Source organism: Janthinobacterium sp. OK676 (genome assembly GCF_900103595.1).
Classification (GTDB): Bacteria; Pseudomonadota; Gammaproteobacteria; order Burkholderiales; family Burkholderiaceae_D; genus Janthinobacterium.
The window spans coordinates 80,237-102,838 of the sequence record NZ_FNHA01000004.1; the positions used below are offsets into that span (position 1 = coordinate 80,237).

Consider the following 22,602-nt stretch of genomic DNA (forward strand, 5'->3'; position numbering starts at 1 on the left):
TTTCTGTCCCCATCGTCTAGAGGCCTAGGACATCACCCTTTCACGGTGAGTACAGGGGTTCGAATCCCCTTGGGGACGCCAGACCGGCTGAATCAGCCAACAAAAAAGCCGCCTGGTAACAGTGCGGCTTTTTTGTTATGGGCCGCCATGTCACGTTTTTCTCTTCTCCTTTGAATATGCCATTAGCTACCGATCGCGCGCCATCCCTGGCCATTTTCTGCAAAGTCGTCGACAACTACGGCGATATCGGCATTTGCTGGCGCCTCGCGCGGCAGTTGAGCGGCGAGCACGGCGTGGCCGTCGCCCTGTGGGTCGACGATCTTGTCAGCTTTCAGCGCATTTGCCCCGCGATCGACGTGGCAGCCGAAGCGCAGCAGGTGTCCGGCGTCACGATACGCCACTGGCGCGGCCAGGATGGCGTGTTTGCGCCTGCCGATATCGCCGATATCGTCATCGAGTTCTTTGCCTGCGACATTCCGCCCGGCTATATCGCCGCCATGGCGCAGTGTTCGCCGCAGCCCGTGTGGCTGAACCTGGAAGGCTTGACGGCGGAAGAGTGGGTCGAGGGTTGCCATGCGCTGACGTCGCCGCGCCACGGCATGATCAAGCATTTCTTCTTCCCCGGCTTCACGGATAAAACGGGTGGCTTGCTGCGCGAAGCGGCGCTCGACGAGCGGCGGCTGGCGTTCCAGTCCGATGCCGCCGCCATGGCGGCATTCCTCGGGCAATTCGGCGTGACGGCGGCGGACATGCGCGCCTTGAAAGTGTCGCTGTTCTGCTATCCATCGGCTCCCGTCGCCGAGCTGTTTGCTGCCTGGCAGGCGGGCAGCGAGCCCATCACGTGCCTGGTGCCGGAAGGCGTCGCGTTCGATGCCGTTCAGGCGTTTATCGGCGACGATGCGGCGGTGCCCGGTGCGACGCGCACGCGCGGCGCGCTTACCGTGCGCGTGCTGCCTTTCGTGCCGCAGGACGATTACGACCGCCTGTTGTGGGCTTGCGACGTGAACCTGGTGCGCGGCGAGGACTCGTTCGTGCGCGCGCAATGGGCGGGCCAGCCCTTTCTCTGGCATATCTATTTGCAGGATGAAAACTTGCATCACGTGAAATTGCGCGCCTTCCTGCAACGCTATGCGGCGGATGCGGACGGCCCCATCGACAGCCTGGTGCAGGCGGCGCTGGCCTGGAATGGCGCCAGCGCGGACGCCTTGCCGTGGGCGCAGCTGTGGCCCGCATTGCAGGCCGATCTGCCGCGCATCCGGGCGCGCGCGCACGACTGGCAGCGGCAGATGCAGGCTAATGGCGATCTGGCAAGTAACCTGCTGGCGTTCGCTGGCGCGACGAGATAGGCGCTTGCCCAAAATTAAGGTAAAATGCCCGGTTATTTCTAACGTATTTTTAACCGATCAAACGCAAGCTTGCGGCGCTGATGGCGCACAGGCGGCAGATGGTCTTCATGCAACCCACTTTTTACGTACATTCCTATGAAACCCGCAAAAGAAATTCGTGTTGGCAATATCATCATGGTCGACAGCAAGCCAATGATCGTGTTGCGTTCTGATGTCAACGGTTCGAGCCGCACGGGCTTCACCTACAAATGGAAGATGAAAAATCTTCTGACGAACACCCCGATGGAAAACGTGTTCCGCGGCGACGACAAGTTCGACGTTGTTGTTCTGGATAAAAAGCCAGTGACGTATTCGTACTTCGCCGACCCGCTGTTCGTGTTCATGGACACCGAGTACAACCAGTACGAAATCGAAGAAGAAAACCTGGGCGAAGCGCTGAACTACCTGAAAGATGGCATGGAATGCGAAGCCATTTTCTACGACGGCAAAGCGATCTCCGTTGAACTGCCGACGACCATCGCCCGTCAAGTGGTGTACTCGGAGCCAGCGGTCAAGGGCAACACCTCGGGCAACGTCCTGAAAGAAGCCAAGATCGAAAACGCCATCGACGCGCACCGCCACACCGTGCAAGTGCCGCTGTTCGTGGCACAGGACGACGTCATCGAAATCGACACCCGCACCAACGAATACAAGCGTGTCGTACGCAACTGATTTGCTTCAGTGCCGGACCGCCAAGAAACGCTGCCTTCGGGCAGCGTTTTTTTTTGCTTGGAAAATAATTCCTTATCACAACTATTAGCTTGCAAGGACTGCTATGCTACGGCTAGCACATTATTGCGTTAGAAACATTGAGGTTTCCTGGAGATACGATGCAGCGCAGTCAGATGTTACGCAGTGGCGCGTCCCGGAGCGTGTCGCGCCCCGTACTGGCCCGTGCCACGGCGCCGGCCAGCCCCATGGCCCATCTGCTCGACGCCGGCGTCTTGCCGCAACAGCAGATGATGCAGGCAGGCAAACTCAGTTCCCATGCGCTGACGTCGCAATACCTGGCCCGCATCCGCTCCCTGTGCAGCATTGGCGCGCGCGCCTATCCCGGTATTGAAATCAACCCCGACGCCTTGAAAATTGCCCTGGAAATGGACCGCGAGCGGCAAGTGCGCAAGGTGCGCGGCCCCTTGCACGGCATCCCCATCGTCTTGCGCGACAATATCGCCACGGGCGACCGCATGAAGACGCGCACGCAGGCACCCCTGGCCATGCATGCCAGCTGCGATTCCTTCGTGGCGGCCCGCTTGCGCGCGGCCGGCGCCGTCATCATCGGCAAAAGCAATCTGCGCCAGTGGGCCGCCGTCAGCGTGCCGCATGCCAGTGCCAGCTGGGCCGGACTCACCATCCTGGCCGTTGACAGCGCGGCGGACGGCGCCATCGTCGCGCCGGCTTCAAACTGCGGCCTGGTCGCCATCAAGCCCACGGGCAGGGCCGCTGGCGGGCAGGGCGGCGAACCAGCCATTGCCGGACCGATGGCGCCCAGCGTGCGCGAGGCGGCCTGGCTGTTCGCGGCCTTGAGCGGCGAGCGCCTGGCCGATGGCGTGGTGTTGGACGCCGCCGGCTTGCACGGGCGCCACATCGGCGTGGCGCGCAGCCTGTTCGGCCTGTGTGCCGGCACCGATGCCGTGATTGGGCAGGCGCTGCTGGTGTTGCGCGAACAGGGCGCCGAACTGGTCGAGCTGCCGTGCGCCACCGGGCCTGGCGGCATCGACGCGCTGCTGCGCCTGCATGGACTCGATGCGCTGGTGGGCCCGACCTGCCACGGCGTAGCACAGCCGCAGTCCGACTTGCCGCATATCACGGTACCTGCCGGCGTGGTCGGGGGCTTGCCGGTTGGCTTGTCCTTCATCGGCCCTGCCCACGGCGACATGCCGCTCATCGCGATGGCGTATGCCTACGAGCAGGCGACTTTGCACCGGCGCACGCCCGCACTGCCATCGAGCATCACCCTGGCGCTGGGCCGACCATGACGATTCCTTTGTTTTCTATCGATAAACTATGCTTGCAACCTTGCTGCTGAGTGCGGCCGTGGCCGCCACCCCGACTCCTTTCGATGCCGAACAGCTGTCCGGCAGCTGGTCCGACAGCGTCAATACGAATAGTGTGTGCGAAGAAGCGCGCCACTTCACGCGCATGCAGCTGTCCGACGATCACCAGCGGCTGGCGATCTTCAACGACCGTACGTGGAAAAGCAAGCTGGGCGAAACCAACCGCTTTGCCGCGACGGTCGTGGCGGAAACGGAGCGCAGCCTGACGTTACGCTATGACAATGAAACCCGCCTCAATGCCGCCGGCAAGCTGGTGGAATGGCAATTGATCATCGTCGCGCCCGGCGTGTACCGCTGGCGCGAGACGGGCTGGCCGGAAGGCAAGGTCAACGGCGTGGTCGGCATCCGCTGTTCTCCCTGAGGCGCGCGCACAAGCATGCCATTCTGCTATGCTGCCCGCATTACACGATGCTTTTAGGAGATTGCATGTCCGTACGTTTGCTCTTGCCCCTGTTCCTGGGCGCCGCCGTGGCGCTGGCCGCCACGCCGGCGCAAGCGCGTACGCCCAAACTGTCGCTGATCGAGCAGGCGCAAAGTTGCGACGGCGGCGCTACCTGTCCGTATTTTCCCGACGTCTACAAGGCGGACTACGCCTTTCGCAAGGCTTTTAATGTCGGCTTGAAAAAGGCGGGCCTGAAGCGGCAGCGCTGGGTGCCCGATGGCGTGGCCAGCCCGCTCAAGCCGGTCGAGATCGACGGCAAGGCGCGCCTGCTGAGCAGCGTCTGCGAACCGCACAATTGCGGCCACCGCTATTCGATTTTGTACGACCCGGCCGCGCGCAGCATGACGGGCGTGTACATGGGCAGCGATGGCAAGGGCGGCGTGCGCACCGTCTACTTCGGCGAGCCCAGCATCGCGGAAGCCGAACTGCTGTACAAGAACTGATGCACGCGCCACTGCACATTTCCAGCGAGCGCGACGCACTGGACGTGCCCATGATCCACCGCTACCTGAGCGAGCAGTCGTACTGGAAGCGTGGCGTGGCGCTGGAAACCGTGCGCAAGGGGATCGCCAACGCCCTGTGTTTCGGCGGCTATGTGGATGGACAGCAAGTGGCATTCGCCAGGGTCATTACCGACTACACGGATTTTGCCTACCTGCGCGACGTGTTCGTTCTGCCTGCCTTCCAGGGCAGGGGATATGGCAAGCAGATGGTGGCCGCCGTGCTCGATGATGCGCGCTTGCGCGATGTCGCCTGGATGCTGGGCACCGACGATGCGCACGGCTTATATGCAAGCTTTGGGTTTGCGCCGCTGGAGGCGCCGCAAAAGTACATGCGCCGCCCGCGTCAGGAGGATTATCAAAAAAATAGTTAATTCCGCGATAACCATTAATATTGTTGCATGAGATTAATATTGCCTTGATAATGACAATATGTCATTATGCGCGCTCTGCTGCAGTTGCGCAGCCGTACTTTGCTGGTGTTTTGCCTTGCCATCGCCATACGGCGAGGGCGAGCTCAATGAGCGGTCTGACTGGTCGTCCCCTGGGTACGTTTTTTTGACAATGTAAAGGAATACATCATGAAACAATATGGCGCCGAATTTCTCGGCACGTTCTGGCTGGTACTGGGCGGTTGCGGCAGCGCCGTGCTGGCCGCCGCTTTTCCCGGCCTTGGCATCGGCTTTGTCGGCGTGGCGCTGGCGTTTGGCCTGACGGTGCTGACCATGGCTTACGCCATCGGGCACATCTCGGGTTGCCACCTGAATCCCGCCGTCTCGATCGGCCTGTGGGCCGGCGGCCGTTTCCCTGCCAACCAGTTGCTGCCATATATCATCGCGCAAGTGCTGGGCGCCATCGTGGCCGGCGGCGTGCTGTACGTGATCGCCAGCGGCCAGGCCGGTTTCGATGTCAGCAAGGGCTTTGCCTCGAACGGCTTCGGCGCCCATTCGCCGGGCGGCTATTCGATGCTGTCGGCGCTGGTCATTGAAATCGTGCTGACGATGTTCTTCCTGATCGTCATCCTGGGCGCCACCGACAAGCGCGCCCCGGCCGGCTTCGCCCCGCTGCCGATCGGCCTCGCGCTGACCCTGATCCATTTGATCAGCATCCCCGTCACCAACACTTCCGTCAACCCGGCCCGCAGCACGGGCGTGGCCCTGTACGTGGGCGACTGGGCGACGAGCCAGCTGTGGCTGTTCTGGCTGGCACCGATCATCGGCGCCTTGCTGGGTGCGCTGGCCTACCGCCTGATCGCCGGCGAGAAGGAATAAGCGTAGGTCGGCTTGGCCCGCAGGGCGCAAGCCGACATTGCTGGCAGACGATTTGACGAAAGCAGCCTGCGGGCTGCTTTTTTCGTTTACTCCGCAGCGCGCCACTCGCTCAGGTAGTGCTGCGGTGTGCGGCCCAGGATGCGGCGGAACATGGCGCTGAAGGCGCTGGGGCTGGCGTAGCCCAGCGCATAGGCGATGGCCGCCACGCCTTCGCCCCGGTCCAGGCGGCAGAAGGCCTCGGCCAGGTGCACTTGCTGCAGCCATTGGCGGTAGTGCAGACCGGTTTCCTTGGGAAATAAACGGATCAGGGTACGCGCGCTGGCGCCCGCATCCTGCGCCCAGTCCTCGATGCTGCGCCTGCTGCCGGGCGCGTCCATGATGGCCGAGCACACGGCCACCAGGCGGCGGTCGCGGGGCCACGGTATGGCGAGGGGCACGGTATCGGCCGCCGCCAGTTCCGACAGGATCAGGTGCGCCAGCCAGTCGCCGCGCCCCGCCAGCGCATATTCGACCGGTTCGGCCAGCAAGGCCAGGATCAGCTCGCGCAGCAGCCGGCTCACTTCCAGCACCTTGCAATCGTCGCCATATTGGGCCGCCACTTGCGCATCGATGTACACGGTGCGCATGCTCAGTTCGCTCAAGATGTGGACTTCATGCACGATGCCCACGGGGATCAGCAGGGCGCGCCGTGGCGGCAACATCCACACGCCATGCTCGGTGGACACGCGCATCACGCCTTCCGTCGCATACAGCAGTTGCGCCCGCACATGGCTGTGCGGGGCCGTATATTCGCCCGCCGCATATTGCCGGGACATGGCCGTCACGGGGCGCGGCACATGCTGGTAGTCGTGCGAGCTGGTGCTGCGGCTGAACGGCACGCCATCGGGATGGGTCTGGACGAGTGCTTGGGTGTACATGCTGGGGTTCACTTGGTTGTCACTTGGGCGACGATTATTGGAAGTTATCAGTTCAGTGACCATACTATACTGGCTTCTTTGCCGGGCCGCCCGCCGTGCCCGATTATTGCGGATGACACATGCACACAACTACAACTGCCCCAGCATTGGCCAAGTCCGTGCCGGCGGCTCCCTCGCTTCATAGTTCCCAACAACAATCCGGTCTGGCCATGCACATCCTGGGCGCCGTCGCCTTCGTGCATTTGCTCAATGACTTGATCCAGGCATTATTGCCGTCGATTTATCCGATGCTGAAAGCCGAGTTTTCACTCAGTTTTACCCAGGTCGGCCTCATTACCCTGACGTTCCAGTGCACGGCCTCGTTGCTGCAGCCCTGGATCGGCTTGTACACGGACCGCCGTCCGCTGCCATTCCTGCTGCCCGTCGGCATGTGCTTTACCCTGGCCGGCGTGCTGATGCTGTCCGTCGTCTCGACCTTCCCGACCCTGCTGATCGCCGCTGGCCTGATCGGCGTCGGCTCGTCGACCTTCCACCCGGAAGCGTCGCGCGTGGCGCGCATGGCGTCGGGCGGGCGCTATGGCTTTGCCCAGTCGCTGTTCCAGGTGGGCGGCAACGTCGGTTCCGCCCTGGGTCCGTTGCTGGCGGCCGCCGTCATCGTGAACCGCGGCCACGGCAATGTCGCCTGGTTCGGCCTGCTGGCCGTGCTGGCCATCGGCGTGCTGTACAAGGTCAGCCACTGGTACAGCGGCCACCTGGCCAGCTTCAAGCCGAAGACGGGCGGCCTTGGACCGAACCTGTCGCGCAACAAGGTAATGGGCGCGCTGGGCGTGCTGGCTCTGCTGGTGTTCTCGAAATACATCTACATGGCCAGCCTGTCGAGCTACTACACGTTCTACCTGATCGACAAGTTCCACCTGTCGCTCGGCGATGCCCAGTTGTACCTGTTCCTGTTCCTCGCCGCCGTGGCGGCCGGCACCTTCATGGGCGGCCCCATCGGCGACCGCATCGGCCGCAAGCGCGTGATCTGGATTTCCATCCTGGGCGCCGCGCCCTTTACCCTGCTGCTGCCCTACGTCGACCTGTTCTGGACGGCCGTGCTGACGGTGATCATCGGCTTCGTGATTTCATCCGCGTTTTCCGCCATCGTCGTCTTCGCGCAGGAACTGGTGCCGGGCAAGGTGGGCATGATCGCGGGGATATTCTTTGGCCTGATGTTCGGCGTGTCGGGCATCGCGGCCGCCGCCATGGGCCATCTGGCTGACGTGGCGGGCATCGCCTATGTGTACAAAATCTGCTCCTACCTGCCGCTGCTGGGCATATTGACGGTGCTGCTGCCGCATATCGAGCAGGCGAAAAAGTAAGCTGGCGTCGCGGGTGGGCTTGACGGCCCGCCCGCGCGCATGCGATATTGTCTCCATGATCTCCTCCATCCTCCATCCAGTCCTTGCACGCCGCGCCGCTGCTGCGCTGTGTCCGTGTACCTGGCTTCGCGAGGATGCGGCCCGGCGCCGTTAAACTTTTCATTCCTCATTCCGATGGCCACAGCGTTGAAAAACCTGTGGCCATTTTCTTTTTCCGCAACGCGCATGAAAGTCCCGCATGACACTACATTTGTACGACACGTATAGCCGCAGCCTGCGGCCCTTCGAAACCATCGCCCCGGGGCAGGCGGGCCTGTACGCCTGCGGTCCCACCGTCTACGATTACGCGCATATCGGCAACCTGCGCACCTATCTGTTCGTCGACGGCTTGCGCCGCGCGCTCGAATTCAACGGCTTGCAGGTGCGCCACGTGATGAACATCACGGACGTCGGCCATCTGACGTCGGATGCGGACAGCGGCGACGACAAGATCGCGGCGCGCAGCGCCCGCAGCGGCAAGTCGGCCTGGGATATCACCACTGAATTTACCCGCGCGTTCGAGGGCGATCTGCGCCAGCTCAATATCCTGCCGCCCACCGTCTGGTGCCGCGCCACGGACCACATCGCGGAGCAGATCGCCTTCATCCTCGACCTGGAAGCGAAGGGCTATACCTACCGCACGGATGACGGCATCTATTTCGACACGACGCGCCAGGACAGTTATGGCAAACTGGCGCGCCTGAACCGCGACGGCCTGCAGGCGGGCAAAAGGGTGGACCTGGGCGAGAAGCGCGACATCTGCGACTTCGCGCTGTGGAAGTTCAGCGGCGTGCCGGGACAGCGGCAAATGGAGTGGGACAGCCCGTGGGGCCTGGGTTTCCCCGGCTGGCACATCGAATGCTCGGCCATGGCGGAAAAGCACCTGGGGACATATTTCGACATCCATTGCGGCGGGGAAGACCACGTGGCCGTCCACCACAGCAACGAGATTGCGCAAACGGAAGCGCGCCATGGCACGCGCTTGGCCAACTTCTGGCTGCACGGCGCCTTCCTGAAAACACAGGATGCGAAGATGTCGAAATCGTCGGGCGATTTTTTACGCTTGCACAGCCTGGTGGAGCAGGGCGTCGATCCGCTGGCCTACCGCTACCTGTGCCTGGGCGCCCACTACCGCAGCAGCCTCAATTTCACGGAGGAAGCGCTGCGTGCCGCCGCCAGCGGTTTGGCGCGCCTGCGCGTCGCCGTGCATGGCCTCGGCGACGCGCAGGGTGAGGCCGATTCCGTGTGGCTGGCGCGCTTTGCGGCGCAGGTCAACGATGACCTGAACTATCCGCGCGCGCTGGCCGTGGCCTGGGAGCTGCTGAAAAGCGGGCTGCCGGACGCCGTCAAAAAGGCCACCATGGTCCGTTTCGATGCGGCCCTGGGGCTCGATCTGCTGGCCTGGCGGCCGGTGCAGGTGGAAGTGCCGCAGCCGGTGCAGGCGTGGATGGCGGAACGGGCCATCGCCCGCGCGCAGCGCCAGTGGGCCGAGGCGGACCGCCTGCGCGCACTGGCGCGTGCGGCCGGCTATGACATCGACGATACGCCGCAGGGGCAACAGGCGCGGCCTTTGTGAAGATGTCCGGCATAATGGCCGCCTGATTAAACTGGAGATGCCGTGAAGCGCCGTTTGCTGCTACTGAGTTGTTGCCTTGCCTTTTCTGCCGCGCAGGCGGCCAGCGAGTGTCCGGGCTTTCCCGCGCTGGCCACCTCCGGCGAGACGCTGCTGGCGCAAGTGCGCGCGCTGCCGCCCGTCGGCATCGACCGCGAACGGCAGGCGTGCGCGCCGGCGACCGTCATCGATTTCGCCTACAGCGGCGGGGTGCTGTGCAGTTTTGGCGCGGGCAAGGAAGCCGTGGAGGCGGCGACATCCGCCGTCACGCGCCTGGCCGAAGGCGGTGAACTGGTCGAATACCTGTATCTGTTCCCGTATGCGCCGGCCACGCATGCGCGATTGCTGGCGCTGCTGGCCGCGCGTTTCACGCCAGTGGACAAGGTAGCCTGGCCCGCCTTCCTGCAAGCCGCCAGGCCGGGCAAGGAAACCACGGCGCTGTTCACGCATGGTGGCTTTTATATTTCGCTAGGCAAGCCCACCGAAGGCGATCCTGCCGCATGGTATTCGAATGTGATCTTTGAAAAGAGGGACAAGCCCGCGCTGGGTGTGCGCAAGGTTTGCCGGGAAGGGCGCGATGGCTGAAGCGGATGCCTTTCCGGCGGCACTGGCCGGCACGGTGGCGCAGCTGTTGCCTGCGCTGGCAGATGGCCAGTTGCATGCGCCCGTTTGGTCATTTTCGGTATGCCAGGAAGGGGAAGCCTTGCGCATCCCCTCGCGCACATATTATGACAGCGAGCAGCTGCTGGCCTGTGCCCGGCTGCCCGGCGACGCAGGCGTGATCGCCCTGTGCCTGGGCGCGCGCCACCATGACGGCCATGTGCGCGAAGCGTGTGCAAGGCGGCTGCTGCTGCAGGAGCGGGCGTGGACGGTGCCGTTCGTTGTGCACCTGTGCGGCGAATACGTGCTGGAGATTGTCGAGGCAATTGGCGCGGCGCTGCCGGCCTGGAATACGCAGGCGCTGGCGCGCTACCTGCGGGAGAACCCCGCGTATGTGGACACGCTGGAGCGGCGCAGCATCAGCTACTGGAGCTGCTACTATCGCCGGCGTTACCCCGTGTGGGAGGACTATCCGGGACGCAGGACCATGGCGGCCCTGCGTGTCTTGCAGCAGCTTACGCCTCGATAAAGCGCATCTTGAAGCTGCGGCCCTTGATGTTGCCGAAGTCGCGGCCCAGGGAGTTACCGGCGTTGAGGCGCTTGAAGGCCGCTTCGGCCACCTTGCGGTCCAGCGCCACGTAGGTCATGAACTCGAACACGTTGATCTTGCCCACCTGCTCCTTGGTGAGGCCGGCGTCGCCCGTCAGCGCGCCCAGCAAGTCGCCCGGGCGCAGCTTGTCCTTCTTGCCGCCCATGATGCACAGGGTGACCATCGGCGCCGGCAGCGCCTCCATGCCGTCATCTTCCGCCAGTTCCTTCAGGTCGTGCCATTCGGCGGCGCTGTTCTGGTATTGCTCGATCAGCTTGACCCATTTTTTCTCGTTCGGCGCGCACAGCGACAGGGCCAGGCCCTTCTTGCTGCCGCGGCCCGTGCGGCCGATGCGGTGGATGTGCACTTCCGTGTCCTTCGACACATCGACGTTGATCACGGCGCCCAGGTCGGAAATATCGAGGCCGCGCGCGGCGACGTCGGTGGCCACCAGCACGGAGCAGCTGCGGTTGGCGAACAGCACGAGGATTTCATCGCGCTCGCGCTGTTCCAGCTCGCCGTACAGGGCCAGCGCGGAAAAGCCTTGCTGGCGCAGTTCGTCGGCCAGTTCGCGGCAATGCACCTTGGTGTTGCAGAAGGCCAGCGTGGATTCCGGCTTGAAGTGTTTCAACAGCTTGCCGACGGCGCCATTGCGCTCGTCAAAGCCGATCTCATAGAAGCGCTGCTCGATCTTGTCGTTGTCGTGCTGCGCCTCGACCGTTACTTCCAGCGGATTGACGAGGAAGGACGCCGTGGCGCGGCGGATGTCTTCCGGATACGTGGCCGAGAACAGCAAGGTCTGGCGGCGCACGGGGCAGGCGCTGACGATGCCGGCGATTTCTTCATAAAAACCCATGTCCGTCATGCGGTCCGCTTCATCGAGCACCAGGGTTTGCACGTGATTCAAATTGATGGTGCCGCGGCCCAGGTGGTCGCGCAAACGGCCCGGCGTGCCGACGACGATGTGGGCACCGTGTTCCAGCGAGGCGATTTGCGGGCGCATGGGCGCGCCGCCCGTCAGGGTCAGGATCTTGATGTTGCCGGCCGCGCGGGCCAGGCGGCGCAGCTCATTGGCCACCTGGTCTGCCAGTTCGCGCGTGGGACACAGCACCAGGCCCTGCACGGCAAACCAGGCCGGATTGAGCTTGTGCAGGATGCCGATGCCGAAGGCGGCCGTCTTGCCGCTGCCCGTTTTCGCCTGGGCGATCAGGTCGCGGCCATCGAGCACCGCCGGCAGGCTTTGCGCCTGGATGGTGGTCATCTCGTGGTAGCCGAGCGAGTCCAGGTTGGCCAAAAAGGCTGGCGTCAGCGGCAGGCTGGAAAAAGAAGTGGTAGTGGCAGTGGTGGTGTTCATAGGGGCGGGAACCGGTAAAAAGCGGGTGGATGGGCACAGTCTACAGGCTTACGCCCTTGTGCGGATGGTTGTGGAAGCCGGCGGCAAACGGCCGCCGGCACGGGGTTAATTATCGGGCGCCCAGATGGGCAAGCCGGTCAGATCGAGGCCGGCGTCGCGCGTCCAGACGGGCAGGCCCGTGGCGTCGGTCGGCTCCAGCAACTCAAGCTGCACCTGCTTCAGCGCCACCTTGCGCGCGCGCGTGCGGCGTTGCGGTTCCGGCGCCGGCTCTGGCGCCTCGTGCGCTGGCGGCGGGCCGAAACCGGGCAAGTCGATGGTGGCGTTGTCTTTTTTATCTCTCATTTCTGAACCTCTGGTCCCTGGCCGCGAAAACATGGCGCCGGGGAGCGGGCAAAAAGCTGTCCGCGATGTGAATACTCTGTACGCTTCGTCCACAAAACAAAAGCCCGGCTACTGGAGTCGGGCTCATTGTTGGAACAACCGTCAGGAATACCTGTCCTGCGGATTTAAGTGCGGCACGCAGTGTATCACAGGCGTGCCGCATTGTGGGTGGCTTAGCGGAAGCTCAGAGCGCCCGTCAGGTCGCCCGGCGGCAGCGCGCCGCGCGACGCAAAGGCGTCGTTGCGCACTTTCAGGCCTTCGAGCAGGGGCAGGTCGTGCAGGCGCGTGATCAGGCGCAGGATCGACGTCGTGTCATAAAAACTGTGGTCGACGGCGCCTTTCTTCGCGTACGGCGAGACGACGATGGCGGGAATGCGCGTGCCCGGGCCCCAGCGGTCGCCTTTCGGCGGCGCCACGTGGTCCCACCAGCCGCCGTTTTCGTCAAACGTGATCACGACGATCATGTCCTTCCACTGCGGCGATTCCTTCAAGTGCTGGATGACGTTGGCCACGTGCTGGTCGCCCGATTCGATGTCCGAATAGCCGGCGTGCAGGTTCAGATTGCCCTGCGGCTTGTAGAAGGTCACGGCCGGCAGCTTGCCCGCCACGGCGGCGGCGAGGAATTTGTTCGAGATCGGGCTGTCGCCCGTGCCGCCGTCGCGCAGGTGTTCGGCGCGCGCGGCCGTGCCAGGGGCGAACTGCTTGAAATAGTTCAGCGGCTGGTGGTGGAACTGGAAGTTCGGCTTGCTGCCGCCGCCCTTGTGGTCGAGCGCCGCTTGCCAGCCGCCGCCATACCACGCCCAGCTGACGCCCTTGCGCGACAGCAGGTCGCCGATGGTGTCATAGGTTTGCGGCGGCAGGGTGTTCGCGTCCGCCGGATCGGCATGCAGCGGGTCGCCGTCGAAGGCGGGGCGGATATAGCTCGGTTGATATGGCGGCGCCATGGTGTTGACGGCATAGCCGTCCGGCGTGATGGCGCCGTCGTTCACGTATTTGGGCTTGCCGTCGAGCGCCGAGGCGGGGCAGTCGGGCGAAATCGCCAGGCGCACGCCTTGCGGGCCGTCGGACAGCACGGCGATCTTTTTCTTTGCCGCCGTATCAGGCGCGTTGAAGTATTCGTTGGCGCGGCCCGTCACGAGGAACTGGTGGTTCATGTAGGAGCCGCCGAAGGCTGCCATGAAGAAGTTGTCGCACAGGGTGTACTGCTCGGCGATCTGCCACAGGTTCAGGTTTTTCGACGTTTCGCCGTAATGGCCCATCACCAGGCCGCCACTGTCGGCCCACGCGGCAAAGCCGTCGTTCTTGCCGCCGTTGATCTGCATCTGGTTGTTATAGAAGCGGTGCACGAGGTCGCGCGTGATGATGCTCTCGGGCAGGGGCTTGCCGGCCGCGTCGCTCAGTTTGTAGGGAGCGTTGGGCAGGCCGGAAATCTGGTCTTCCTTGATCAGGTAATCGGTGCCGCCGATATTTTGCTGGTTCGGCACGAGGCCGCCCCAGATCTTCGGCAGGGTGGCCAGCGGCTTGCCGTCGCGGTCCAGCTGCTGCGCCTGTTCCGCCGTGACGGCGGACAGGGGCGCGCTGGTGCCGGGGAAGTTGGCGAACAGGTTGTTGAAGCTGCGGTTTTCCAGGTAGATCACGACCACGTTCTTGACGTGCGCCTTGAGTTTCGCGTCGAGCGAACCCTTGGCGATGGTTTTTTTGGCGGGCGCGGCGTCGGCCAGCGCCGGCAGGCTGGCGGCCAGGCCGACTGCGGAAGCAGCCTGGAAAATGCGCCGGCGCGAGGGATTGGCGGGTTGGTCGGCCGGATCGGCTGGCAGGGCGGGGGCGAGGTCCTTCACACATTCTCCTTGGGTGTCTCTATGGGCACGGGCGTTGGCGGCAATGGCCGGCAACGCCCGTGAAGCGGGAAAATTGTATCACCGGCCCTGCGCCGGTGCGAAATACTAGAACTGGTAACGCACGCTCAGCGCCACCTTGCGCGCCGGACCATACATGCCCGAGTACCACCAGTCCGACACGGAAGCCGTGTACTGCTTGTCGAACAGGTTGGCCACGTTGACGGTGGCCGACAGCTTGTCGTTGACGTCGTAGCGCGCCATCAGGCTGGCCACCGAGTACGCCTTCTGTTCCCAGTGCAGGGTACTGTTGATCTGCCACGCCTCGATATCGGAATACACGCGGCTTTGCCAGTTCATGCCGCCGCCCACCGTCAGGCGATTGAGCTCGCCGGGCAGGCGGTAAGTGGTCCACAGCTTGACGAGATGGCGCGGGAAGGTGGTCTGGATCGCCTTGCCGGTATTGTTTTCCGTCTGGCTGTACGACCACGAGGCCGAGATGTTCCAGCTTGGCGTGATGGCGCCCGTCGCTTCCAGGTCGATGCCCTTGGTATCGGCGCCCTTGATGGTGCGGAACGCCGGATCGTTGGAGCCGGGCAGGGTATAGCCGGGATCCGATTCGGCCAGGTTTTTCTGGCGGATCAGATACAGCGCGGCGGACGTGTTCAGGCGGCCGTCGAACCAGCCGCTCTTGATGCCCGCTTCAAAGGTCTTGCCCTCGCGCGGCGCCAGCAGCTTGCCGTAGCGGTCTTGCGAGGCTTGCGGCTGGTAGATGGTGGAGTAGCTGGCGTAGGCGCTGTGCGTGCCATCGATGTCGAACACGAGGCCGCCGTACGGCGTGAAGACGTTGCTGTCCGATGCCGGGGACGCGCTATAAAATGGCACGGTGGGCGCGTCCGAGATGTAGTTTTCGCTGTAGCGCAGCACCTTTGCGCCGGCGATCAGTTTCAGGCGTTCGGACAGCGTAAAGCGGCTGGCCGCGTAGGCGCTGGCCTGGCGGCGCGTACTGTCGTAGGTGACGAAGGTGTCGCCAAACACGGGCGTTGCCGTGCGATTCCAGCGGTACAGGTTGACGGGCTGGCCCTGGATGTTCTTGTCGAAGCGGCCATCCGTCGTACTTTGAAATTCGTTGTAGTCCATGCCCAGCACCAGTTCGTGCTGGCGGCCGAATGCGCTGAACGGGCTGCGTACGTTGACGTCCACGCTGTTGACCTGCAACTGGTAATCGCGGTAGTCGGCGCTCATGCGCAGGCCATCTCCCGTGGCTTGGTCGGGAAAGGCGCTACTCACGTTCATGAACACGGAGCGCTCTTCCTGCGAGGACTGCACGCGGTTGGCCGAGATTTTCAGCTTCCAGTCGTTCGTCAGCGCGTGTTCCACGGTGACGAAGAGGTCGGTCGAATTGCTGCCGAAGCGGTTCGACTTGGCGGCCGGGCTGAAAGAGCGTGGCAGGTCCGTCATTGCGCCATTGCTGTAGAACAGGGGGAAGCCCAGGTAGGACAAGGATCCGTTCGAGCGCTTGCGCTGGTGCGTGACGCCGGCCGTCAGCTTCGTGTCGCGTGACAGGTCCGCCTCGACCACGCCATACACGACTTTTTTATCGTGGCTGTAGTTGTCGATGATGCTGTCGCCTTCCTCGTGCAGCGCGACGAGGCGGCCGCGCACGCTGCCTGCCTCGTTGAGCGGGCCGGCAATGTCGGCCATGCCGCGCCGTTCGTTACGGGAGGCCAGCTCGCCCTCGACGGACGCCTGAAACTGCGCCGTCGGTTTCTTGCGCACCATGTTGATGGCGCCCGAGGCGTCGCCCGCACCCGTCATCAGGCCCGAGGCGCCGCGTAGCACTTCGATGCGGTCGTACAGCGCCATGTCGGCCAGGCTTTGCGACGGTATCGCATTGAGGCCCAGGTTTTTCGAATGCGTGCTGACGCCATCGAGCTGGTAATTGGTGATCGCATAGCCGCGCGACGTAAAGCCGGAGCGCTCGCTGCCCAGCGAGAACAGGGTGATGCCCGGCGCTTGCGCCATCACTTGCGCGATGGTGTTCAAGCCCTGGTCCTGCATGCGCTGCTGCGTGATGACGCTGACCGACTGCGGCGTTTCCCTGACCGACAGGCCCAGCGGCGTTGCCGTGGCGATCGGCAGCGTGGAGACATACGCGCCCGAGCCTTCCGTCGCATCCTGCTGCGCCTTGACCGACACTTCCGGCATCATCGCCAGTGCTTCAGCAACCGCCGCCGCATCGGCCGGGCGCAGCACATAGCTGCCGTTGGCGCTGCGTTCGGCCTTCAGGCCCGTGCCGCGCAGTACGCCGTTCAGGGCGGCCAGCACCTCGTGGCGGCCGCTCAAGCCGGCCGACGTCTTGCCGCGCGTCTGTTCCGGCGTGAAGCTGAGGATGACGCGCGCCTGGCTGGCGACCTGGCGCAGCGCGGCCGACAGGTCGCCGGCCGGCACCTGGAAGTCGAGAGTGGCCGCGGCGGCGGCCGTGCTTTCCTGCGCCAGGGCTGGCGCCTGGACGTTCAGCAGCAGGGCCGAACCGAGGAAGACGAGCTGAATGGCATACGCCATGGGTTTGATGCGCGGCTTGGAATGAATGGCGGGAGACATGGTTACCTTGTGTTGTAGTCGTCAAAAGAACTTTCCGTACACAGGTCACGCGAGAATCGAAAGTGGGTACTTTTTTTTGCGCCGGCGTCAAAATATATTTTCAGCGCGGCTGGCGCGCCTCGACCTGTACCCAGTAGCGCGTGCGCAGGCGCACGTCCACGGGAAGGGAATCGGGCAGCGACAGCAGCACGGCGTCCAGGTCGGCCAGCGGGAAGACGCCGGAGATGCGCAGGCCGGCGACGGCATCGTCGCAGCCCAGCAAGCCGTGGCGGTAGCGGCTCAGCTCATGCAGGAAGTCGCGCAGCGGCATGGCGTCGGCCAGCAGCAAGCCCTGGCGCCAGGCCCAGACGTCGGGCGAGACGGCGTGCGCGGGCAGGGTGCCCTGTGCCGTCATGCCGCCGCCCTGGCCCGCGCGTATCACGGGGTTGGCGTCGCCATGGCGCGGCGTCAGCCGGACGGCGCCTTCCTCGACGGCGACCAGGGTGCTGCCATCGGCCTGGCGCACCGAGTAGCGCGTGCCCAGCGCCTGCGCCTGGCCTTGCGCCGTTTCGACGAGGAAAGGGCGGTAGGGCATGCCCGTTTCGCGGGCGGTGGCGATGAACACTTCGCCCCGCACCAGCTGCAACAGGCGCTGCGTGCCCGTGTAGCGGATGTTGACGGCGCTGCCGCTGTTCAGGTGCAGACGGCTGCCGTCGGGCAGGGTCAGCTCGCGGCGTTCGCCCACGCCGGTGGACAGGTCGGCCAGCGCGGCGCGGGCCATGTCGGGCGCGTATTCCGAGCGCGCGCCGAACCAGCCCGTGAGGCCGATGGCCGATACCCACGCCAGCAACTGCAGGCTGCGGCGGCGCGAGATGGTCGAGGCAGGGCGGGAGCGCTGTGTCAACGCCGTGCGGCTGGCCTGCGCATCGAGTTCGCGCAAGCCGCCGCTGGCGCTTTCGATGTGTTGCCATGCCCGCTCATGGTCGGGGTGCGCCTGGCGCCACTGCTGCCAGGCTGTTGTTTCCGCCGCCGTCGTTTCGCCGCTCATCAGGGTGGCCAGCCATTCGGCTGCCTGCATGGCGATGGCCAGGTCGATGGGCTGGCCCTGTGCGTAGACGGTGGTGCCGCGCATGTCAGGATGCGGCAAAATCGGGCACGGCAAAAAAACACAGCAGATTGGCCTTGCTCAGGTATTTTTTGACGGAATGCGTGGTGGTGCCCAGTTCGGCGGCGATCTCGGCGTAGGTCATGCCGTCCAGGTGGGCCAGCAGGAAGGCGGCCCTGGCCTTGGCGGACAGCTGGTCCAGCGCGCGGTCGACCAGCTGCAGCGATTCGAGCAGGATGGACATCGCTTCCGGCGACGGTGTGCTCGCCTGCGGCTGGTGCAGCAGGGCGTCGAGGTAGGCCCGTTCCAGCTCTTCGCGCCGGCAGTGGTTGGCCAGCAGGCGCTTGGCGATGGTGGCCAGGAAAGGGCGCGGCTGCGCGATCCCGGCACTGCTGCGCGCAACGAAGATCTTGATGAAGGTATCCTGCGCCAGGTCGCCGGCCAGCCCCGCATCGTGCAGGCGGCGCTTCAGCCAGTGCAGCAGCCACGAGTGGTGCTGGGCATACAGGGCCTGGAAATCGGATGGCGGGGAAGGGGCGGACAGCATGGCAGGTGGAATGCAGCTTAATCTAAATGAGAATTGTTCTCATTATAGCGCAGCGGCGCACGCCAGGCAATCAGGAAAACGTGGCGTTGCTGAAATGCGACTGCCCGCCCGGGCCGCGCGGCGCCGGATTTGCGCTGCCGCACGGCAGATGTAAAAGTTTCCTTGGCGCAAGCTTTCATGTGAGAAAATGCGGGCTGTCGATGTGGCGCGGAGCGGAGCGAAAAATGATGTGGATGGTTGGAGGTGCCCTGGTTCTCCTGGTCGCCCGATTTGTATGGCTGGCCTATTTTCACCGGGTCAACGCGATGTCGCGCCAGGCGGAATTGATGAACTGGCTCGACATCGGCCGGGTGTCGAACGCCGATGGCGGCAAGGATATTTTGCTGGCGAGAAACGAGCGCGGCGCCCGGATCGACTGGCGCACGGGCGAAGTCTGGCTGATGAACCCGAAGGTGGCCGAGCCGTTTGCCGATTTCCTCGCCGTCGAGCGCTGGCTGACCTTGCGCGACATGGCGCCTGTCGCCAAGCCGCCCGCAGCCGCGCCTGCGCCCGTGGAGCCGGAAGCGGAAGCGGCGCCTGAGCCCGGCCCCGTGCGCGATACCTTGCCGGCCTTCCAGCAAAAAGTCGATGCCTGCCTGGCCAAGGCCGAAGGCGGCCAGGAACTGCTGGAAACCAAACAGGCATTCGAGGCGGGCAGCGAGCCCTATCTCGAGGCGTCGACGGAACTGAGCAAGACGGCGCTGGAGCTTGAAGTGTCGCCGGCCATGGTGGCCACGTTTCATATCAGCGCCTTTGCCGCCCTGGCCGAAACGGCGGGCGCCGACAAGCTGGAAAGAGTAGCGGCCAGCCTGCACGCGGCGGCCAGGCAGATCAGGGCCAGCGTCGCCGTGTAAAAAGTGCCAGACCCGCAATGAAAAAACCGCTGATGCCCTTGCAGGTATCAGCGGTTTTTATGTATTGGTTGCGGGGACAGGATTTGAACCTGTGACCTTCGGGTTATGAGCCCGACGAGCTGCCAGACTGCTCCACCCCGCAGGCGAATTATAACCGAGTTTGTTGCATTGCGAAAGAGCGCATTGCAGGGGAGGGCAATGCGCTTGCACGAGGGGAGTGGACATACTGCGGCACAATGGAAAAAGCCGCCGATCCCTTTGCAGGAATCAGCGGCTTTTATAGATTGGTTGCGGGGACAGGATTTGAACCTGTGACCTTCGGGTTATGAGCCCGACGAGCTGCCAGACTGCTCCACCCCGCAGGCGAATTATAGCGGGGTTTGCTGCAATGCGCAATGGCCGGGTTTCAGACCCCCGATTACGCCGCCGCCAGGCGCCACAGCGAGGTGACTTCCTTCGAGCGGGCCGCATGCAGGCTGTCCGTGGCGTCCTGTGCGCGCGGGTGCGTCGGTTTCACGTCCAGGCGGTCGACGACCTTCAAGCCCGCTTGCGCTATCCACTCGAGCAATTGCGCGCGCGGGCGCAGGCCCAGGTGCTCGGCCAGGTCCGACAGAATCAGCCAGCCTTCGCCGGCTGGCTCCAGGTGGTCGGCCAGGCCGGCGAGGAAACCGCGCAGCATGCGGCTGTCCGGATCGTAGACGGCGTATTCGATCGGCGAGCTGGGGCGGGCCGGCAGCCAGGGCGGATTGCACACGACGAGCGGCGCGCGGCCGGTGGGGAACAGGTCGGCCTGCACCACCTCGACCTTGTCGATCACATCGAGGCGGGCCAGGTTTTCGCGCGCGCAGGACAGGGCACGCGGGTCCTGGTCGGTGGCGACGATGCGCTGCACGCCGCGTTGCGCCAGCACGGCGGCCAGCACGCCCGTGCCGGTGCCGATGTCGAAGGCCAGGCTGGCGCGCGCGGGCAGCGGCGCTTCCGCCACCAGGCCCACGTATTCGCCGCGGATCGGCGCGAACACGCCGTAATGCGGATGGATGCGCTGGCCCAGGGCCGGCAGTTCCACGCCCGTGCGGCGCCATTCGTGCGCGCCGATCAGGCCCAGCAGTTCGCGCAAGGAGGCGATAAACGGTTCTTCGCCGCGGCCATACGCTTCATTGCACGCCAGTTTCACGTCCGGCGCGCGGCGCAGCGGGATCGTGTAGTCGGCGTCGAAAGGCAGCAGCAGCATGGCCAGGGTGCGGGCGCGTTGCGACTGGGCCTGGCGGTGCAAATGGAAGGCTTCCGTGGCGGACGGTTCCGGCTTGGCCAGCTTGGCGGCCTTGGCCTTTTTGCTCGGTTTGTCGTTCTTGTGGTCGGCGCGCCGCGCCAGCGCCTGCAGCAGCTGGCGCGCGTTCTGGAAGTCGCCGCGCCACAGCATGGCCGTGCCTTCGCAGGCCAGGCGGTAAGCCTGGTCGGCCGTCGTGCGGTCATCGGCGATGACGACGCGCTTGGGCGGCGGCATGCCGCTTTCCGAGCGCCAGCGGGCCGCGTGTTCGGCGCCGTTTTCGCTCCAGTGGATCTGCGGATGAACGGTAGGTGAAGAGGTGTCGGACATGGGTTTCAATCGATAGAAGGGGGCGCGCGGCATGGTCGCCTGCGCAGGCCGTCTTCCATTATACGTTGCTGGCCGTGCCGTCTGTGCTGCCGGCGCTGTCCGTGCCATAGGCGAGCTCCAGCGCGCGGGCGCGCGCCTGCTCTTCCGGCGTGGCTGCCACGGTTTTCTTGCCGGTGTCGGCCACCGCGTCCGGCTGCACCAGCTTGAGCAAGCGCAGGCTCAGGCTGCCCGCCAGGTCGCCATCGTTGCCGCTGGCGCTGGTGCCGTCGGACAGGCCCTGATAGAGATTGCTTTGCAATTGCTGGCCCAGCAGCTTGAACAGATCGTGCAGATTGCCGCCGAAATGCGTGTCGGGCAACTGTTTGGAGGGCAGGGCGCCGTCATCGGATGCCGGGGCCTGCGGCGTTGCGCCCTGGGTTTGCTCGAGCATGCCCGCGCTGATGTTCGATTGATATTGCACTTCCACTTCGAAGTCGAAGGTCTGGCCGTCGGCCGTCGTGATCTTGCCCTTGCCGATGAAATGCGCGTTTTCATCGAGGCTGAAGGCGGCCGCGCGGCTGCTGCCATTGGCGCCCGCAACGCTGGTGCTGCCGCTGCTGAAGCTGGACCCGGCCTGCAGGTCGACGGAATCGAAGGAGATCTTGGCGCCATCGCCGAACATCTGGCGCGTCATGGTGGACAAAAAATCCTGCGCCACGTCGACGGTGGCGTTGCCCAGCGCATCGGTGCGTTGCGACAGTCCCTTTGCCGACAGGTCCAGGCCATTTTTCGACAGGGCCACCACGTCTTGCGCCGTGCGCTGCATCAGCGGCGAAGCCGCCAGCCCCGTGGCGCCGCTGCCCGTGCGGGACGGCTGCTGGCCAGCCAGCGTATTCGAGGCGGGTTGACGGCTGGCGAGGGCGGGAAGCTGGGACATGGTCGGTTCAAATGGGGAAGATATGCGAATTAACGGCAGTATCTCCCCATTCTTTAACCATCAGTGGTGGTGCGACCAGCTACCGTCCGCCGATTCCAGGTAGGACTTGACGGCATCGGCCTGGCCCGTGGCGTGACGCTTGAGTTCGCCGCATGCGCAAATGCCCTGATACGGCTGGATATGCGAGCAGGCGGAGACTTTTTGCAGGTAGACCTGCATGGATTTGTGACATTTGACGCACTTGAAGGTGAGGCTGCGGGCGGCTTTCATGGGGTTCCTTGAACTGTTGCGGGGCGCAGGCGGTCGCTGCGCGAAGGCGGCGATTTTAACGCACTCCGGCCATCGTTACACGTTGTTGCAACTGCGCCACGCTGAAGTCAACTGAATCCGGTCTATCACGTTGAGACACTACGGAGGCCATCTGGCATCCATTGAAGAGGTAGCACCATGGACAAGCAAGACAAGGAACAGCGCCAGCAACCTGGCAAGGAATTGGTCAGGAAGTGGCTGAAAGCGGAGCTGGAACAGCGCCGGCCCCCGCCCGACCCCGATCAGATCCGCCGCGAACTGGGCTGGGATATGCTCAGGCTGTGCCGGGAGCCGGCCAGCCGCTAGCGA

General features: G+C 64.3%; 23 protein-coding genes and 3 tRNA genes. 14 read left to right on the forward strand and 12 right to left on the reverse strand.

Annotated features, from left to right (window positions below):
- Positions 1–5: 5 nt before the first annotated feature.
- The 8 genes from BLU39_RS09770 to aqpZ all read left to right on the forward strand — a co-directional run bounded on the left by BLU39_RS09770 (position 6) and on the right by aqpZ (position 5,655).
- Positions 6–81, forward strand: a tRNA-Glu gene (locus BLU39_RS09770).
- A 95-nt stretch (positions 82–176) separates the two neighbouring features.
- Entirely contained in the window at positions 177–1,346 is a 1,170-nt protein-coding gene (gene earP / locus BLU39_RS09775; protein ID WP_092712400.1) for an elongation factor P maturation arginine rhamnosyltransferase EarP, read from the forward strand.
- 135 nt (positions 1,347–1,481) lie between these two features.
- Positions 1,482–2,057: an elongation factor P gene (locus BLU39_RS09780; RefSeq protein WP_034758247.1), complete on the forward strand. Its 576-nt coding sequence runs from the start codon at positions 1,482–1,484 to the stop codon at positions 2,055–2,057.
- A gap of 158 nt (positions 2,058–2,215) precedes the next feature.
- Positions 2,216–3,364: an amidase family protein gene (locus tag BLU39_RS09785; RefSeq protein WP_100426914.1), complete on the forward strand. Its 1,149-nt coding sequence runs from the start codon at positions 2,216–2,218 to the stop codon at positions 3,362–3,364.
- A gap of 28 nt (positions 3,365–3,392) precedes the next feature.
- Positions 3,393–3,803: a hypothetical protein gene (locus tag BLU39_RS09790; protein WP_139143284.1), complete on the forward strand. Its 411-nt coding sequence runs from the start codon at positions 3,393–3,395 to the stop codon at positions 3,801–3,803.
- Positions 3,804–3,868: 65 nt separating this feature from the next.
- Complete coding sequence (locus BLU39_RS09795; RefSeq protein WP_157808695.1) at positions 3,869–4,327, forward strand: Ivy family c-type lysozyme inhibitor; 459 nt, start codon at positions 3,869–3,871, stop codon at positions 4,325–4,327.
- Positions 4,327–4,758, forward strand: coding sequence for a GNAT family N-acetyltransferase (locus BLU39_RS09800; RefSeq protein ID WP_092712405.1), 432 nt, complete (start codon positions 4,327–4,329; stop codon positions 4,756–4,758). Before BLU39_RS09795 ends, BLU39_RS09800 begins: the two co-directional genes overlap by 1 nt.
- A gap of 207 nt (positions 4,759–4,965) precedes the next feature.
- Entirely contained in the window at positions 4,966–5,655 is a 690-nt protein-coding gene (gene aqpZ, locus BLU39_RS09805; protein ID WP_058048505.1) for an aquaporin Z, read from the forward strand.
- Between the two features lie 86 nt (positions 5,656–5,741).
- Here the strand turns inward: aqpZ and BLU39_RS09810 are convergent, their stop codons facing one another.
- Positions 5,742–6,572 carry an AraC family transcriptional regulator gene (locus tag BLU39_RS09810; RefSeq protein WP_092712407.1) on the reverse strand — a complete coding sequence of 277 codons (831 nt, stop codon included), beginning with the start codon at positions 6,570–6,572 and terminating at the stop codon, positions 5,742–5,744.
- A gap of 209 nt (positions 6,573–6,781) precedes the next feature.
- On the opposite strand from BLU39_RS09810, the gene BLU39_RS09815 reads away from it, so the two are divergent.
- From BLU39_RS09815 to BLU39_RS09830, 4 genes are all read left to right on the forward strand, one after another.
- Positions 6,782–7,933 (forward strand): MFS transporter, encoded by a 1,152-nt coding sequence (locus BLU39_RS09815; protein WP_217635064.1) that lies wholly within the window; start codon positions 6,782–6,784, stop codon positions 7,931–7,933.
- A 238-nt stretch (positions 7,934–8,171) separates the two neighbouring features.
- Positions 8,172–9,548, forward strand: a complete 1,377-nt coding sequence (cysS, locus tag BLU39_RS09820; RefSeq protein ID WP_092712412.1) for a cysteine--tRNA ligase — start codon at positions 8,172–8,174, stop codon at positions 9,546–9,548.
- Positions 9,549–9,590: 42 nt separating this feature from the next.
- Complete coding sequence (locus tag BLU39_RS09825; RefSeq protein ID WP_092712414.1) at positions 9,591–10,169, forward strand: hypothetical protein; 579 nt, start codon at positions 9,591–9,593, stop codon at positions 10,167–10,169.
- Positions 10,162–10,713, forward strand: coding sequence for a hypothetical protein (locus BLU39_RS09830; RefSeq protein WP_092712416.1), 552 nt, complete (start codon positions 10,162–10,164; stop codon positions 10,711–10,713). The genes BLU39_RS09825 and BLU39_RS09830 overlap by 8 nt, the downstream gene beginning before the upstream one ends.
- Here the strand turns inward: BLU39_RS09830 and dbpA are convergent.
- The 6 genes from dbpA to BLU39_RS09860 all read right to left on the reverse strand — a co-directional run bounded on the left by dbpA (position 10,700) and on the right by BLU39_RS09860 (position 18,578).
- On the reverse strand, positions 10,700–12,127 hold the full coding sequence (gene dbpA / locus BLU39_RS09835; protein WP_092712418.1) for an ATP-dependent RNA helicase DbpA: 1,428 nt from the start codon (positions 12,125–12,127) through the stop codon (positions 10,700–10,702). The genes BLU39_RS09830 and dbpA overlap by 14 nt on opposite strands.
- 105 nt (positions 12,128–12,232) lie before the next feature.
- Positions 12,233–12,469 (reverse strand): hypothetical protein, encoded by a 237-nt coding sequence (locus tag BLU39_RS09840; protein WP_034758223.1) that lies wholly within the window; start codon positions 12,467–12,469, stop codon positions 12,233–12,235.
- A 212-nt stretch (positions 12,470–12,681) separates the two neighbouring features.
- A complete protein-coding gene (locus BLU39_RS09845) occupies positions 12,682–14,346 on the reverse strand; it encodes an acid phosphatase (protein ID WP_092712420.1) in 1,665 nt (554 codons plus the stop codon).
- 105 nt (positions 14,347–14,451) lie between these two features.
- Positions 14,452–16,947, reverse strand: a complete 2,496-nt coding sequence (locus BLU39_RS09850; protein ID WP_092712422.1) for a TonB-dependent siderophore receptor — start codon at positions 16,945–16,947, stop codon at positions 14,452–14,454.
- A gap of 100 nt (positions 16,948–17,047) precedes the next feature.
- The gene (locus tag BLU39_RS09855) at positions 17,048–18,058 is read right to left on the reverse strand and encodes a FecR domain-containing protein (RefSeq protein WP_092712424.1); all 1,011 of its coding nucleotides are present in this window, start codon (positions 18,056–18,058) and stop codon (positions 17,048–17,050) included.
- 1 nt (position 18,059) lies between these two features.
- The gene (locus BLU39_RS09860; protein ID WP_092712426.1) at positions 18,060–18,578 is read right to left on the reverse strand and encodes a sigma-70 family RNA polymerase sigma factor; all 519 of its coding nucleotides are present in this window, start codon (positions 18,576–18,578) and stop codon (positions 18,060–18,062) included.
- Positions 18,579–18,802: 224 nt separating this feature from the next.
- Here BLU39_RS09860 and BLU39_RS09865 point away from each other — a divergent pair, with 224 nt between their 5' ends.
- Positions 18,803–19,471: a hypothetical protein gene (locus tag BLU39_RS09865; protein ID WP_139178219.1), complete on the forward strand. Its 669-nt coding sequence runs from the start codon at positions 18,803–18,805 to the stop codon at positions 19,469–19,471.
- Between the two features lie 65 nt (positions 19,472–19,536).
- On the opposite strand, the gene BLU39_RS09870 is transcribed toward BLU39_RS09865, so the two are convergent.
- The 5 genes from BLU39_RS09870 to BLU39_RS09890 form a co-directional block, all read right to left on the reverse strand.
- Positions 19,537–19,613: transfer RNA gene (locus BLU39_RS09870), tRNA-Met, on the reverse strand.
- A 143-nt stretch (positions 19,614–19,756) separates the two neighbouring features.
- A tRNA-Met gene (locus BLU39_RS09875) sits at positions 19,757–19,833 on the reverse strand.
- Positions 19,834–19,889: 56 nt separating this feature from the next.
- Positions 19,890–21,068 (reverse strand): methyltransferase, encoded by a 1,179-nt coding sequence (locus BLU39_RS09880; protein ID WP_139178221.1) that lies wholly within the window; start codon positions 21,066–21,068, stop codon positions 19,890–19,892.
- Between the two features lie 58 nt (positions 21,069–21,126).
- Entirely contained in the window at positions 21,127–21,984 is an 858-nt protein-coding gene (locus tag BLU39_RS09885) for a hypothetical protein (protein WP_092712432.1), read from the reverse strand.
- 60 nt (positions 21,985–22,044) lie between these two features.
- Complete coding sequence (locus BLU39_RS09890; protein ID WP_034755039.1) at positions 22,045–22,254, reverse strand: hypothetical protein; 210 nt, start codon at positions 22,252–22,254, stop codon at positions 22,045–22,047.
- 177 nt (positions 22,255–22,431) lie between these two features.
- Here BLU39_RS09890 and BLU39_RS28570 point away from each other — a divergent pair, with 177 nt between their 5' ends.
- Positions 22,432–22,599, forward strand: a complete 168-nt coding sequence (locus BLU39_RS28570; protein WP_175539255.1) for a hypothetical protein — start codon at positions 22,432–22,434, stop codon at positions 22,597–22,599.
- Positions 22,600–22,602: the final 3 nt, after the last annotated feature.